This window comes from Burkholderia sp. BCC1640, from assembly GCF_902833125.1.
GTDB classification, from domain to species: Bacteria; Pseudomonadota; Gammaproteobacteria; order Burkholderiales; family Burkholderiaceae; genus Burkholderia; species Burkholderia diffusa.
The window spans coordinates 121,555-135,308 of sequence record NZ_CADFEF010000009.1 but is presented as its reverse complement, the minus strand read 5'-3'; the positions used below and the strand labels follow the sequence as shown (position 1 = coordinate 135,308).

Annotated in this window: 9 protein-coding genes and 1 tRNA gene; 4 read left to right on the top strand and 6 right to left on the bottom strand. The window is 67.7% G+C overall.

The window, feature by feature from the left end:
• Positions 1 to 19: 19 nt before the first annotated feature.
• Together ntrC and HWX25_RS12590 are read left to right on the top strand one after the other, a co-directional pair.
• Positions 20 to 1,549, top strand: coding sequence for a nitrogen regulation protein NR(I) (ntrC, locus tag HWX25_RS12595; protein ID WP_059535886.1), 1,530 nt, complete (start codon positions 20 to 22; stop codon positions 1,547 to 1,549).
• A gap of 79 nt (positions 1,550 to 1,628) precedes the next feature.
• Positions 1,629 to 3,773, top strand: a complete 2,145-nt coding sequence (locus tag HWX25_RS12590; protein ID WP_175908682.1) for a prolyl oligopeptidase family serine peptidase — start codon at positions 1,629 to 1,631, stop codon at positions 3,771 to 3,773.
• A 27-nt stretch (positions 3,774 to 3,800) separates the two neighbouring features.
• On the opposite strand, the gene xth is transcribed toward HWX25_RS12590, so the two are convergent.
• The gene (gene xth / locus HWX25_RS12585; RefSeq protein WP_208456622.1) at positions 3,801 to 4,577 is read right to left on the bottom strand and encodes an exodeoxyribonuclease III; all 777 of its coding nucleotides are present in this window, start codon (positions 4,575 to 4,577) and stop codon (positions 3,801 to 3,803) included.
• A gap of 181 nt (positions 4,578 to 4,758) precedes the next feature.
• Between xth and HWX25_RS12580 the strand changes: the two genes are divergently transcribed.
• A tRNA-Met gene (locus HWX25_RS12580) sits at positions 4,759 to 4,835 on the top strand.
• A gap of 82 nt (positions 4,836 to 4,917) precedes the next feature.
• Here the strand turns inward: HWX25_RS12580 and HWX25_RS12575 are convergent.
• Positions 4,918 to 5,610 (bottom strand): aspartate/glutamate racemase family protein, encoded by a 693-nt coding sequence (locus tag HWX25_RS12575; RefSeq protein WP_175908681.1) that lies wholly within the window; start codon positions 5,608 to 5,610, stop codon positions 4,918 to 4,920.
• 170 nt (positions 5,611 to 5,780) lie between these two features.
• On the opposite strand from HWX25_RS12575, the gene dinB reads away from it, so the two are divergent.
• Positions 5,781 to 6,986 carry a DNA polymerase IV gene (gene dinB, locus HWX25_RS12570; protein ID WP_175908680.1) on the top strand — a complete coding sequence of 402 codons (1,206 nt, stop codon included), beginning with the start codon at positions 5,781 to 5,783 and terminating at the stop codon, positions 6,984 to 6,986.
• A gap of 60 nt (positions 6,987 to 7,046) precedes the next feature.
• Here dinB and HWX25_RS12565 read toward each other — a convergent pair whose 3' ends face one another.
• The 4 genes from HWX25_RS12565 to fixL all read right to left on the bottom strand — a co-directional run bounded on the left by HWX25_RS12565 (position 7,047) and on the right by fixL (position 13,642).
• Positions 7,047 to 9,134 (bottom strand): M3 family metallopeptidase, encoded by a 2,088-nt coding sequence (locus tag HWX25_RS12565; RefSeq protein ID WP_175908679.1) that lies wholly within the window; start codon positions 9,132 to 9,134, stop codon positions 7,047 to 7,049.
• A 254-nt stretch (positions 9,135 to 9,388) separates the two neighbouring features.
• Positions 9,389 to 10,246 (bottom strand): bifunctional methylenetetrahydrofolate dehydrogenase/methenyltetrahydrofolate cyclohydrolase FolD, encoded by an 858-nt coding sequence (folD, locus tag HWX25_RS12560; RefSeq protein WP_175908678.1) that lies wholly within the window; start codon positions 10,244 to 10,246, stop codon positions 9,389 to 9,391.
• Between the two features lie 244 nt (positions 10,247 to 10,490).
• Positions 10,491 to 11,129: an oxygen response regulator transcription factor FixJ gene (fixJ, locus tag HWX25_RS12555; RefSeq protein WP_006493245.1), complete on the bottom strand. Its 639-nt coding sequence runs from the start codon at positions 11,127 to 11,129 to the stop codon at positions 10,491 to 10,493.
• Positions 11,126 to 13,642 (bottom strand): oxygen sensor histidine kinase FixL, encoded by a 2,517-nt coding sequence (fixL, locus tag HWX25_RS12550; RefSeq protein ID WP_059464201.1) that lies wholly within the window; start codon positions 13,640 to 13,642, stop codon positions 11,126 to 11,128. Before fixL ends, fixJ begins: the two co-directional genes overlap by 4 nt.
• Positions 13,643 to 13,754: the final 112 nt, after the last annotated feature.

Sequence of the window (13,754 nt, the reverse complement as noted above, 5' to 3'; positions counted from 1 at the left end):
ACCCATACCTGACCGACCTATGAAGCCGATCTGGATAGTAGACGACGACCAATCGATCCGCTGGGTGCTCGAAAAGGCACTCGCCCGGGACAGCTTCGCGACGAAGAGCTTCGCGAACGTGCGCGACGCGCTGGCCGCGCTCGACCACGAGACGCCGCAGGTGCTCGTGTCCGACATCCGGATGCCGGGCGGCTCCGGCCTCGAGCTGTTGCAGGCGATGCACGAGCGCTTGCCGGGCCTGCCCGTCATCATCATGACGGCGTTCTCCGATCTCGACAGCGCCGTCGCGGCGTTTCAGGGCGGCGCGTTCGAATATCTCGCGAAGCCGTTCGACGTCGACAAGGCCGTCGAGCTGATTCGCCGCGCGGTCGAGGAGAGCCTGCGCGGCGGCGCGCCGCAGGACGAGCGCGTCGCCGAGGCGCCCGAGATGCTCGGCCAGGCGCCTGCGATGCAGGACATGTTCCGCGCGATCGGCCGCTTGTCGCATTCGGCCGCGACCGTGCTGATCACCGGCGAATCGGGCACCGGCAAGGAACTCGTCGCGCGGGCGCTGCACCGTCACAGCCCGCGGGCGAACGGCCCGTTCATCGCGCTGAACACGGCGGCGATTCCGAAGGACCTGCTGGAATCCGAACTCTTCGGCCACGAGCGTGGCGCGTTCACCGGCGCGCAGACGACGCGCCAGGGTCGCTTCGAGCAGGCCGAGAACGGCACGCTGTTCCTCGACGAAATCGGCGACATGCCGTTCGATCTGCAGACGCGCCTGTTGCGTGTGCTGTCGGACGGCCAGTTCTATCGGGTCGGCGGCCACAACCCGCTGCGCGCGAACGTGCGCGTGATCGCCGCGACGCACCAGAATCTGGAGGCGCGCGTGCGGCAGGGGCTGTTCCGCGAGGACCTTTACCACCGGCTCAACGTGATCCGGCTGCGGCTGCCGCCGCTGCGCGAACGCAGCGAGGACATCGCGCTGCTCACGCGGCACTTCCTGCAGAAGAGCGCGCGCGATCTCGGTGTCGAGCCGAAGCGCGTGTCGGACGAAGCGCTCGCGTATCTGACGTCGCTGCCGTTTCCCGGCAATGTGCGGCAGCTCGAGAACCTCGCGAACTGGCTGACCGTGATGGCGCCCGCGCAGACGGTCGAGATCAAGGACCTGCCGCCCGACCTCGTGCCGGCAGGCGCGCCGGTGACCGCGACGGCCGATGGCGCGGATGCACTCGGCGGCGTGAGCGGCGGCGTCGCGGGCGACGCGGCGCGCGCGCAGCTGGCGGCCGGTGTCGTGCCGTTGACGGCGGCGCCCGTCGCGGCCGCGCCGAACGGTGCGCCGGCCGGCTACCCGATGTGGGAAAGCGGGCTGCGCACCGAAGTCGCGCGGCTGCTGCGCGAGAATTCGGCCGACGTGATGGACGAGCTCGCGCGCCGCTTCGAGGCGGCCGTGATTCGCGAGGCGCTCGACTTCACGCGCGGCCGCAAGGTCGAGGCGGCGGAGCGGCTCGGCATCGGCCGCAACACCATCACGCGCAAGATCCAGGAACTGCATCTGGAGCCGTAAACCTCTGTCACGGCATGCGCGGACGTCGCGCATGCCGTGATCGGACATAATCGCGGTTTGCCGTCAGGTGCGTTCCGTCATGTCCGATTCCTTCCGCTGGCCCGCCGGGGCTGATCCCTTCCGCTTTCTCGAAGCGCTCGACAGCAAGCGTGCCCGCGCTTGGGTCGACGAGCAGAACGCGCGCACGCGTGTCGCGCTGCGCGACGACGATGCGTATCGCGCGCTCACCGCGCGGCTTGCGCAGGCGTATCTGCCGCGCGAACGCCCGGTGATTCCGACCCGCTGGCGCGACTGGGCGTACGACCTGTGGCAGGACGATCTCCATCCGAAGGGACTGTGGCGCCGCGCGCGCTGGGACGACTGGCGCGCCGGCCGGCCCGAATGGGAAACGCTGCTCGACGTCGACGCGCTCGGCGCGCAAGAGGGCGAGTCGTGGGTGTTCGAGCAGGACGCGATCCTGTACCCCGACGGTGACCGCGCGCTGCTGTCGCTGTCGCCCGGCGGGGCCGACGCCGTCGTCGTGCGCGAGTTCGATCTCGTGCAGCGTCGTTTCGTCGACGGCGGTTTCACGATCGACGAGCCGGGGCATCACACGGTCGGCTGGATCGACCGCGATACCGTCTACGTGAGCTGGGATCGCGGCGAAGCGCATGCGACCGCGGCCGGCTATCCGTACGACGCGCGCCGCTGGGTGCGCGGCACGCCGCTCGCCGATGCGCCGGTCGTGTTTCGCGGCGAACCCGACGACATCAGCGCGGGCGCGTGGTTCGACCCGATCGATGGCCGTCACGTCGCGTGGCGCAGCGTGGATTTCTTCGATGCACACGCGTACTGGCTGACCGACGCAGGCGAGTGGGCGCGCTACGACGTGCCGACGCATGTCGAGGTCGGCTTCTGGGAAGGCTGGCTCGTGCTGGAGCCGCGGCTCGACTGGGACTGCGGCGGCGTGCATCACGCGGGCGGCTCGCTGCTCGCGATCCGCGAGCAGGCGTTCCTGGCGGGGTCGCGCGAGCTCACGACGCTGTTCGCGCCGCGGCCGTCGACGTCCGCCTGCACGTGGACGCACACGCGCACGATGCTGATCGCGAGCTGGCTCGACGACGTGCACAACCGCACGATGCTGTGGCAGCCGCGTCAGGGCGAGGACGGCGCGTGGACGTGGGACGCGCGGCCGTTCGACTGGCCGGGCGATGCGCAGATCGACGTCGAGCCGGTCGAGTCGACGTTGAACGACGACGTGTACGTGGACGTCGATACCTATCTCGATCCGCCCGAATGCTGGCTCGCCGACCTGGCCGATCGCGCGGCCGATGCGCCGTCGCGCCGCGTGCTGCTCGACCGGCCGCCGGTGCGGTTCGATGCGGCCGGGCTCGTCGTGCGCCGCGCGAATGCCCGTTCGCGCGACGGCACGGTGGTGCCGTACACGCTGATCGGGCCGCGTGACGCGCTCGATGCACTCGATGCACTCGATGCACTCGATGCGCCGGAGCGCGCCGACGGCCGCACCCGCGTCGCGCGCCCGTGCCTGCTGTCAGGCTATGGCGGCTTCGCGATTCCGAACCTGCCGGGCTACAGCGATGCACTCGGCATTGCGTGGCTCGAACGCGGCGGTGTCGCGGCGTTCGCACACATCCGGGGTGGGGGCGAATTCGGGCCGGGCTGGCACGTCGACGCGCAGCGCGAACATCGGCAGCGCTCCTTCGACGACTTCATCGCGGTGGCCGAGGACCTGATCCGCACCGGCGTGACGACGGCCGCGCAGCTCGGCATCGAGGGCGGCAGCAACGGCGGGCTATTGGTGGGCGCCTGCATGGTGCAGCGTCCGGAACTGTTCGGCGCGGTGCTGTGCCGCGTGCCGCTGCTCGACATGCGGCGCTATCCGAAGCTGCACGCGGGCGCCGCATGGCTCGACGAGTACGGCGACCCGGACGATGCGCGCGAGGGCGCGGCGCTTGCCGCCTACTCGCCGTATCACCGCGTGCGCGACGGTATCGTGTATCCGCCGCTGCTGCTGACGACGTCGACGCGCGACGACCGCGTGCATCCCGCGCATGCACGCAAGATGGCCGCGCGCATGCATGCGCTCGGACACGAACGCGTGTGGTACTGGGAGAACACCGACGGCGGTCACGGCAGCGCCGACGATCTGGAGCGCGCCGAATCCGATGCGGCGGAATTCGGCTTCCTGTGGGCCCATCTCGGACCCGCGCCCGCGCGCGATTGAGCGCGGGCGTGAGCGGGCAGGGGGGGCTCAGCCGACGATCGCGACGACGGGCGTGTGGTCGGACGGCTGGTCCCACGTGCGCGGCACGCGGTCGACTTCGCACGACGTGCAGGTGGCGGCGAGCGCCGGCGACAGCAGGACGTGGTCGATACGCAGCCCCGCGTTGCGGCGGAACGCGAACATCCGGTAGTCCCACCACGTGAAGGTCTTCTCCGGCTGTTCGAAACGGCGGAATGCATCGACGAAGCCGAGTTCGATCAGCTTTGCGAAGTGCGCACGCTCCTGCGGCGACACGAGGTTCTGGCCTTCCCATTTCGCCGGGTCGTGCACGTCGCGGTCTTCCGGCGCGATGTTGTAGTCGCCGAGCAGCGCGAGCTTCGGGTAGCGCTGCATCTCGGTGCTCAGCCACGCATGCAGCGCGTCGAGCCACTGCATCTTGTAGACGAACTTGTCGGAGTCGGGCGCCTGGCCGTTCGGGAAATAGGCGGACACGATGCGCACGCCGTCGACCGTCACGGCGATCACGCGCTGCTGCGGATCGTCGAAGCCGGGGATGTTGCGCACGACGTCCGATTCGTCGACGGCGAGCGTGTCGCGCACGAGGATCGCGACGCCGTTGTAGGTCTTCTGGCCCGTGAACCAGCTGCGGTAGCCGGCAGCCTCGAGATCGGCGCGCGGATACTTCTCGTCGGGCAGCTTCAGTTCCTGCAGGCACAGCACGTCGGTTCCGCTTTGCGCGAGCCAGTCGAGCACGTGCTGTTTGCGGACGTTGAGCGAGTTGACGTTCCAGGTGGCGATTTTCATGAACGGGAATGCGTGCGGGGTGAATGCGAAGGCCGCCATCTTACCGCGAGCAAGGGGCGCGAACGCGCGCGACACGCGACGCGAAGCAGGCGCGATGCATTGCGTTATCGACGACCTGCAAAGAAATTGTGACAAAAGTGTTGACGTGAGTACTTCATCACCCTATAATTTATTTCTCTGACGCGGGGTGGAGCAGTCTGGCAGCTCGTCGGGCTCATAACCCGAAGGTCGTAGGTTCAAATCCTACCCCCGCAACCAAGCACACCAGACGATGTGCAGCGCAAGTGACCGATGCGCGCTTCGTCGACAGGAACCCGGCCTCGTGCCGGGTTTTTTGTTTTCAGCCCGCCGCCCACTCGACCGCCGCCTTCGCATGCAGCGCAGTCGTATCGAACACCGGCAGCGGCGAATCGTCCGCACCGATCAGCAGCGTGATTTCCGTGCAGCCGAGTATAACCGCCTGCGCGCCGCGTGTTGCCAGCTCGTCGATGATGGCCACGTAGGTCGCGCGCGACCCTGCATCGATCACGCCATGACACAGCTCGTCGTAGATGATCCGGTGCACGTCGCTGCGCGCGGATTCGTCCGGCACCAGCACGTCGAGACCGAATTTGTCGCGCAGACGCGCCGCGTAGAACGGCAGTTCCATCGTGTAGCGCGTGCCGAGCAGCGCGACGCGCTCGACGCCCGCTGCACGCAGCGCAGCGCCGGTCGGATCGGCGATGTGCAGGAACGGCAGCGCCACCGCAGCCTCGATCGCGCCGTGCACGCGGTGCATCGTGTTGGTCGTCAGCACGATGAGGTCGGCGCCGGCCGCTTCGAGCCGGCGCGCGGCATCGGCCATCCGCTCGCCGAGCGCGGCCCAGTCCTGCGCGCGCTGCAGCGCTTCGATTTCAGCGAAATCCACCGTGACCAGCACGCTCTTCGCATTGTGATGGCCGCCGTGCAGCGCCTTCGAATGGCGATTGATCATCCGGTAGTACTCCGCCGACGATTCCCAGCTCATCCCGCCGATCAGTCCGATCGTCTTCATCCGTCACCCGTGCGTTTCGTAACCTGTGGCAGACGAGTATAGGGGGCGGTCCTTGCGCGCGGCGGTACGATCCGCGCGAAGCGGACCGGTACGGTGCGGCCGGTCGGAACGTGCCGGAACTGCGTGGAGGCGACCGAACGCGACAGCACGCGACAGTTGAAACGGCCACTGTGTTTTTGTACAGTATCGGCACCGTGAATCCGACCATCATCCCGCCTGCCGATCCGCGCGTGCCGCCACCCGGCGACGCGCCGTCGCGCGTGCGCAAGATCATCCATTGCGATTGCGACTGCTTTTACGCATCGGTCGAGATGCGCGACGACCCGTCGCTGCGCAACCGGCCGCTCGCGGTCGGCGGCCGGCCCGACCAGCGCGGCGTGATCGCGACCTGCAACTACGAGGCGCGGCGCTACGGCGTGCATTCGGCGATGTCGTCGGCGCTGGCGATGCGCAAGTGCCCGGACCTGCTGATCCTGCCGTCCGCGATGGATAAATACCGCGCGGCGTCGCGGCAGATCATGGCGATCTATCGCGACTACACGCGTGACGTCGAGCCGCTGTCGCTCGACGAGGCGTACCTCGACGTCAGCGGCTCCGAACTTTGTCAGGGCAGCGCGACGCTGATTGCGCGGGAGATTCGCCAGCGCGTGTACGACACGGTCGGCGTGACGGTGTCGGCGGGCGTCGCGCCGAACAAGTTCATCGCGAAAATCGCGTCCGACTGGAACAAGCCCGACGGCCTGTTCGTCGTGCGCCCGCATGAGGTCGATGCATTCGTCGCGGCGTTGCCGGTGCGCAAGCTGCACGGCGTCGGCCAGGTGACGGCCACGCGGCTCGACCGGCTCGGCATCCAGACCTGCGCGCAGCTGCGCGACTGGTCGCTGATCGATCTGCATCGCGAATTCGGCGCGTTCGGCCGGCGGCTGTACCAGCTGGCGCGCGGAATCGACGAGCGGCCGGTGCAGGCCGATCAGGAGCGCAAGTCGGTCAGCGTCGAGACGACCTACGTGACCGACCTGACGACGCTCGAGCAATGCGCGGACGAGATCCGCCGCCTGGTCGTGCAGCTCGACGCGCGCATCGCGCGCGCGGGCGCGGCCCGTGCGATCCGCAAGCTGTACGTGAAGATCCGCTTCGCCGATTTCCAGCGCACGACGGTCGAGTGCGTGGCCGACGCGACGAATGCGCAAACGGCCGTCACGCTGCTCGCGAAGGGGCTGCAGCGGCGCGCGCAGGCCGTGCGGCTGCTCGGCGTCGGCGTGCGCATCGACGAGGATACGGCCGAGCGTCACGGGCAGTTTTCGCTGTTCGACGACGAGGCCGACCGCAACACCGGCAACACGGACGAAGCCGGCGGCGAAACGCCGGCACCATGAAAAAAGGCACCGCCGAAGCGGTGCCTTTCGATGCTGCCGGACGAGCCGGGCAGCGCATGCTCAGTGCGCGGGGGAAGCCATCCCGTTGTGGCGCAGCAGCGCGTCGATTTCCGGCTCGCGGCCGCGGAACGCCTTGAACGAATCCATCGCCGGCCGGCTGCCGCCGACTTCGAGGATCTCGCGGCGATAGCGCGTGCCGGTTGCCGCGTCGAGCACGCTGCCGCTTGCGGCAGCCGCTTCCTCGAACGCCGCATACGCGTCGGCCGACAGCACCTCCGCCCACTTGTAGCTGTAATAGCCGGCCGCATAGCCGCCCGCGAAGATGTGGCTGAACGTGTTCGGCCAGCGCGAGAACGCGGCCTGCGGGATCACGTGGTAGCGCTCGTTGATCTCGCGCGCGAATGCGTTCACGCCGGTCGTGCCGGCCGGGTCGAAGTCGACGTGCAGCAGCATGTCGAACATCGAGAACACGATCTGGCGGAGCGTGCCGAGGCCGCTCTGGAAGTTCTTCGCGGCGATCATCTTGTCGAACAGCTCGCGCGGCAGCGTGGCGCCCGTATCGACGTGCGACGACATCGACGACAGCACGTCCCATTCCCAGCAGAAGTTTTCCATGAACTGCGACGGCAGTTCGACCGCATCCCATTCGACGCCGTTGATGCCCGACACGCCGAGTTCGTCGACGCGCGTGAGCATGTGATGCAGCCCGTGGCCAAATTCATGGAACAGCGTGATGACTTCGTCGTGCGTGAAGCATGCAGGCTTGCCGCCGACCGGTGCCGAGAAGTTGCAGGTCAGATACGCGACCGGCGTCTGCACGGCGTTGCCGCGTTTCGCGCGCGCACGTGCATCGTCCATCCACGCGCCGCCGCGCTTGCCTTCGCGTGCATACAGGTCGAGATAGAACTGCGCGACGAGCGAGCCGTCGCGGTTTTCCACGCGGAAGAAGCGCACGTCCTTGTGCCACACCGGTGCGTCGTCCGGCTTGATCCGCACGCCGAACAGCGTTTCGGTGACGGTGAACAGGCCCTTCAGCACGGCCGGTTCCGGGAAATACTGCTTGACCTCGTTTTCCGAGAACGCGTAGCGCTGCTGGCGCAGCCGCTCGGCCGCGAACGCGACGTCCCACGGCGCGAGCTCGGCCAGACCGAGTTCCTTCGCGGCGAACGCGCGCAGTTCGTCCCAATCCTTGTCAGCGTGCGGGCGCGCGCGCGTCGCGAGATCCTCGAGGAACGCGATCACCTGCTGCGGCGATTCGGCCATCTTCGGCGCGAGCGACACTTCGGCGAAGTTGCGGTAGCCGAGCATCTGCGCTTCTTCGCGGCGCAGCTTCAGTTCGTCGGCGACGATCGCCGTGTTGTCCCACTCGGCCTTGCCGCCGCCGTACTGCGGGCCGAGTTCCGATGCGCGGGTTGCATACGCGCGGTACAGCGTCTCGCGCATCGCGCGGTTCTCGGCGTACTGCAGCACCGGGAAGTAGGACGGGAAGTGCAGTGTGAACTTCCAGCCTTCCTTGCCTTCCTTTTGCGCGGCTTCGCGGGCCGCTTCGATCGCGTCGCCCGGCAGGCCGGCCAGCTCGGCTTCGTCGTGCGCGAAATACGCATACGCGTTGGTCGCGTCGAGCACGTGGTCGGAGAACGCCTTCGACAGCGCAGCCTGCTGCTCCTGCAGTTCCGCGAAGCGCGGCTTCTGGTCCTCGGGCAACTCGGCGCCCGACAGGCGGAAATCGCGCAGCGCGTTGTCGAGGATCTTCTTGCGTTCGACGGACAGCGTCGCGTATTCGGCGCTCGCGGCGATCGCCTTGTACTTCTCGTACAGCGCGAGGTTCTGGCCGACGCTCGACCAGAACTCGGTCACGCGCGGCAGGTTTTCGCCGTAGGCGGCGCGCAACTCCGGCGTATCGGCGACCGCGTTCAAGTGGCCGACGACGCCCCATGCACGCCCGAGCGGTTCCGTCGCCTGCTCGACCGTCTCGACGATCGCGGCCCACGTCGCCGGCGTCGCCGGTGCGCTCGCGGTGTCGACCGCGCGGTTGGCGGCATCGAGCAGCGTGTCGAGCGCGGGCGTCACGTGTTCCGGACGAATCTCGCCGAAGCGGGGCAGGCCGGAGAAATCGAGGAGCGGATTGGTGTTGGCGCTGGCGGACATTAAGACTCCCTGTCTGTTGCCGGATGAACCGGAGTGAAAAGGGTGAGGCGCGATGCGGCGGCGCCCGATACCGACATTATTGGGGCGCATCGCGCGCTTTCCAATCGTTAGTTTCTAACGACGCGATTGGTTGCGCTCGGTGCGGGGTCGGATACGGGGGAGTTTGGTGCAACGGCGCGGCCGCGACGGCGGCCGGCCAGACGCCGGCGCACGAATGCGCGCCGGCTGGGCGGGCAGGGGCGATCGCGTTGCGATCAGGCGGCCGCGGCGGCGCGCTCGGCGGCTTCGATCGTGTTGATCAGCAGCATCGTGATGGTCATCGGGCCGACACCGCCCGGCACCGGCGTGATGTGACCGGCGACTTCCTTCACGCCGGCGAAGTCGACGTCGCCGCACAGCTTGCCCGCGTCGTCGCGGTTCATGCCGACGTCGATCACCGTCGCGCCGGGCTTGACCATGTCGGCCGTCAGGATGTTGCGCTTGCCGACCGCGGCGACCACGACGTCGGCCTGACGCGTGTGCGTGGCGAGGTCGCGGGTCTTGCTGTGGCAGATCGTCACGGTCGCGCCGGCTTCGAGCAGCAGCATCGCCATCGGCTTGCCGACGATGTTCGAGCGGCCGATCACGACGGCGTTCGCGCCTTGCAGCGGGATGTCATGTGCTTCGAACATCTTCATCACCCCGTACGGCGTGCACGGGCGGAACAGCGGCTTGCCCGTCATCAGCGCGCCGGCGTTCGCGACGTGGAAGCCGTCGACATCCTTCTCCGGCGCGATCGCCTCGATCACCTTGTGGCTGTCGATGTGCTTCGGCAGCGGCAGCTGGACCAGGATGCCGTGGATCTTCGGGTCGCGGTTCAGTTCGTCGATGCGCGCCAGCAGGTCGGCTTCCGACAGAGTGTCCGGGTACGCATCCTTCAGCGAGAAGAAACCGTTGTCCTCGCACGCCTTGATCTTGTTGCGCACGTAGACTTCGCTCGCCGGGTTGGCGCCGACGAGGATCACCGCGAGACCGGGCTGGTGGCCGCGTGCGGTCAGGGCGGCGGCGCGTTCGGCGGCCTGCGCGCGCAAGGTCTTCGAGAGGGCGTTGCCGTCGATGAGGAGGGCTGTCATGGTGGTGGTCCTGCCGGGAAGTTGGAATGCGGGCGTGCGGCGCGCGAAGCGCCGCAGCAAAACACGCAATTATACCGGTCGCCTGCCGTCGTCCGACAGCGAATACAAGGAAAGCGTCATGGCGGCGGTGCCGGCGCGCCGGGAGGAAGCGCCGGGCCGCGCCGCGCGAGTGGGCCGCATCGCACGGCGCGGCAGGGTGACGGTGCGGCCGGCCGGGCAGGTGCCCCGCGGCCGCGCGCGACGTTCAGGCCTGCTTCTTCGACAGCGCGAGGCGCAGCAGATCGGCGACCGTGTTGACGTTGAGCTTTTCCATGATGTTCGCGCGGTGCGCTTCGACCGTCTTGATGCTGATCCCGAGATCGTCGGCGATCTGCTTGTTCAGGCGGCCGGCGATGATCCGCTCGAGCACCTGCTGCTCGCGCGCGGTCAGCTTCGACAGGCGCTCGCTCGCGGCGCGCTGTTCCTGGACGCTCTTGCTTTCGCTTCGGGCCTTGTCGAGCATCCGCTCGACGAGCTTGCGCAGCTCGGCCTCGTCGAACGGTTTCTCGATAAAGTCCATCGCACCCTTTTTCATCGTCGACACCGCCATCGGCACGTCGCCGTGGCCCGTGACGAAGATGATCGGCAGCGCGGCGTTGTCCGCGATCAGGCGTTCCTGCAGTTCGAGGCCGCTCATGCCCGACATCCGCACGTCGAGGATCAGGCAGGCGATCTGGCCGGCCTGCTGCGCCGGCTGATAGGCATCGAGGAACTGCTCGGCGCTCGAGAAGCATTGCACGCGATAGCCGTTCGCCTCCAGCAGCCAGCGCAGCGAGTCCCGTACGGCCTCGTCGTCGTCGACGACGAAGACAGTTTCCTGAGTGGTGGTGACAGGGCTATTCATAGTTCTCCCGTAACGGTATGTGATGCCGATGCCTCGCGCCCCCCTTGGCCGAGATCAGCGGGTTCCCCAATGGGCAGGCTGCAGTGGAATGTCGCGCCGGAAATGCGGCCGTCCGGTTCGACATTGTTGACCACCCACAGACGCCCCCGATGCGATTCGATGATCGAACGGCAGATGTTCAGCCCCATGCCCATGCCGTCGGACTTGGTGCTGTAAAACGGTTCGAACAGGCGTTCGGCGGTCGCTTCGTCCACGCCCGGACCCTGGTCGATCACGCGGATGTCGACGAAACCCGCGTCGATGTCGGCGACGACGCGGATCACGCCGTCCGCCGACGCCGGCTTCACGTCGGCCATCGCCTCGGCCGCGTTCTTCATCAGGTTCACGAGCACCTGCTCGATCAGCACGGGGTCGACATAAATAATAGGCATTCTTGCGAGGATTTCCGTGACGATCCGGATCCTGCGCTTCCTGGCCTCGATTTCGGCGAGCCCGACCGCGTCGGCGACGATGTCCGCGACCCGCGCCGGCTGGCGCTTCGGCTCGCTGCGCTTCACGAATTCGCGGATCCGCTTGACGATCATCCCCGCGCGCAGCGCCTGCTGCGCGGTCTTTTCCAGCGCGGGCTGCAGCGTTTCGGGCGTGCCGCGGCCGCTCTTCACGAGCGCGAGCGTGCCCGAGCAGTAGTTGTTGATCGCGGCGAGCGGCTGGTTCAATTCGTGAGCAATCGACGACGCCATTTCACCCATCGTCATCAATCGGCTCGTGAACTGCAGCTTCTCTTCCTGCTGGTGCGCGAGTTCCTGCGCCTTCTTGCGGGTCGTGATGTCGGTCGCGATCTGCATCTGCGCGAGGTGGCCGTCCACCCACTGGATGTACTGGCGGCGCACCTCGAACCACTTCTGGATGCTCTCGACGTACACCTCCTGCGCGTCGGCCGTGCTGCTCGTCAGCGCGGCGGCCGGCAGGCCCGCGAACGCGTCGACCATGTCGATCGAGTCGGACGACGCCTGCGCGCGGTCGAAGCCGCCGCCGGACAGCTCCAGGTGGCCGTCCGGGCGGATCCCGAACAGATGGCGGTAGTAGCGGTTCGCGAACAGCAGCTCGGCTTCGTCGGCGGCGAGCACCGACACGGCGGCGTCGAGGCTTTCGAGCACCGTCGTGAAGCGCTCGTGCGCGGCCGCGAGTTCCTCGCGCGCGCGCTTCGGCTCGGTGATGTCGGTCATCGACGACATCCAGCCGGTCTGGCGGCCCGAGCTGTCGATCAGCGGCGACACGTAGAGGCGCGCATGGAACAGCGTGCCGTTCTTGCGCCGCACGCGCAGCTCGAAGCCCGAACTCGGCGCCTTGCCGCGCAGCGTCATGTCGAGCTGGCGCTGCATTTCGGGGTAGGCGTCGCGCGGCCAGTACGGGAACGGCGCGACCTTGCCGACGAGGTCGGTCTCGTCCCAGCCCGTCATCCGGCAGAACGCGGGGTTCACGTGCGTGATGCGGCCGTGCATGTCGAGCACGCGCATGCCGATCAGCACCGAGTTTTCCATCGCGCGGCGGAAGAAGGCTTCCGCGTACAGCGCCTGCTGCGCCTCGAAGCGCTGGCGCGTGTGCTTCCACAGGCTCCAGAGGCTCCACAGCACGAAGCACGACAGGCCGGCGACCAGCCACACGAGCGTGTTGTTGGTCAGGTTCGTGAGCTGCGGGAATGCGTACACGCGCACGGTCAGCCCTTGGCCGGGCGGATCGAGCGGCAGGTCGTAGTGGGAGTCGCGCGGCAGGCGCGGGCGCGTCGACGTGGACGACAGCTCGCGGTTGTTCGAGTCGGTGATCGAGATCTTGTACTTCGACGACAGCTCCTGCGGGATGTCGTGCTTCAGGATCCCTTCGACCGAGAACACCGCGGCGATCGAGCCGAGATATTCGCGGTCGCCGCGCATCACGGGCGTCTGCAGCGTGATGAAGCCGTTGCCGAAGTCGTCGTAGATCAGCGGCGAATAGGCCTGGCGGCGCGTGCTGCGCGCCTCGTCGTACGCGCCGCGCACGGCGTCCTGCATCTGCGCGTCGCCGGGCTTCGCGAGCCGCTGGCCGAGCAGCGGCGGGTGCACGGTCGGCCAGCGCTGCACGCCGGGCGCGGTGTACCAGTTCAGATAGAGGATTTCCGGATGCGTCTGCATCACGTCCGCGACGGCCATCTGGAATGCGTTCTGGTCGAGACGGCCGGACGCGAGATCGCGCGACAGCGCCTGCAGCTGCTCCTGCGCGCCCGTCATCGACAGGCGGATCTGCTGCTGCGCCCAGGCGACGTTACGGAACAGGGTGTCTTCCTGCTGCTGCTGTTCGCGGCGATTGAGGCTCCATAGAATCAGGCTCATCACCACGAGGAACACGAGGATCGACAGCAGCGGCGTCAGCAAATAGGAGTTGGACCACCACGGTCCGTGGTGCCAGCGGGACGGCTGCGACTCCGCCGGCGGGCCCGACGGTCGCGCCGAGCGTGCGAAAAGCCGATCGGTCAACATGGCAGGATTGTAGCGCAGCGCAATACATGGAAAACCCATACCGGATATGTTGAACGGAAACGGATTTGTGCTCGCGGCGCGTGCCGGAGAGGCCCGAAACGAGGGTGCAGCG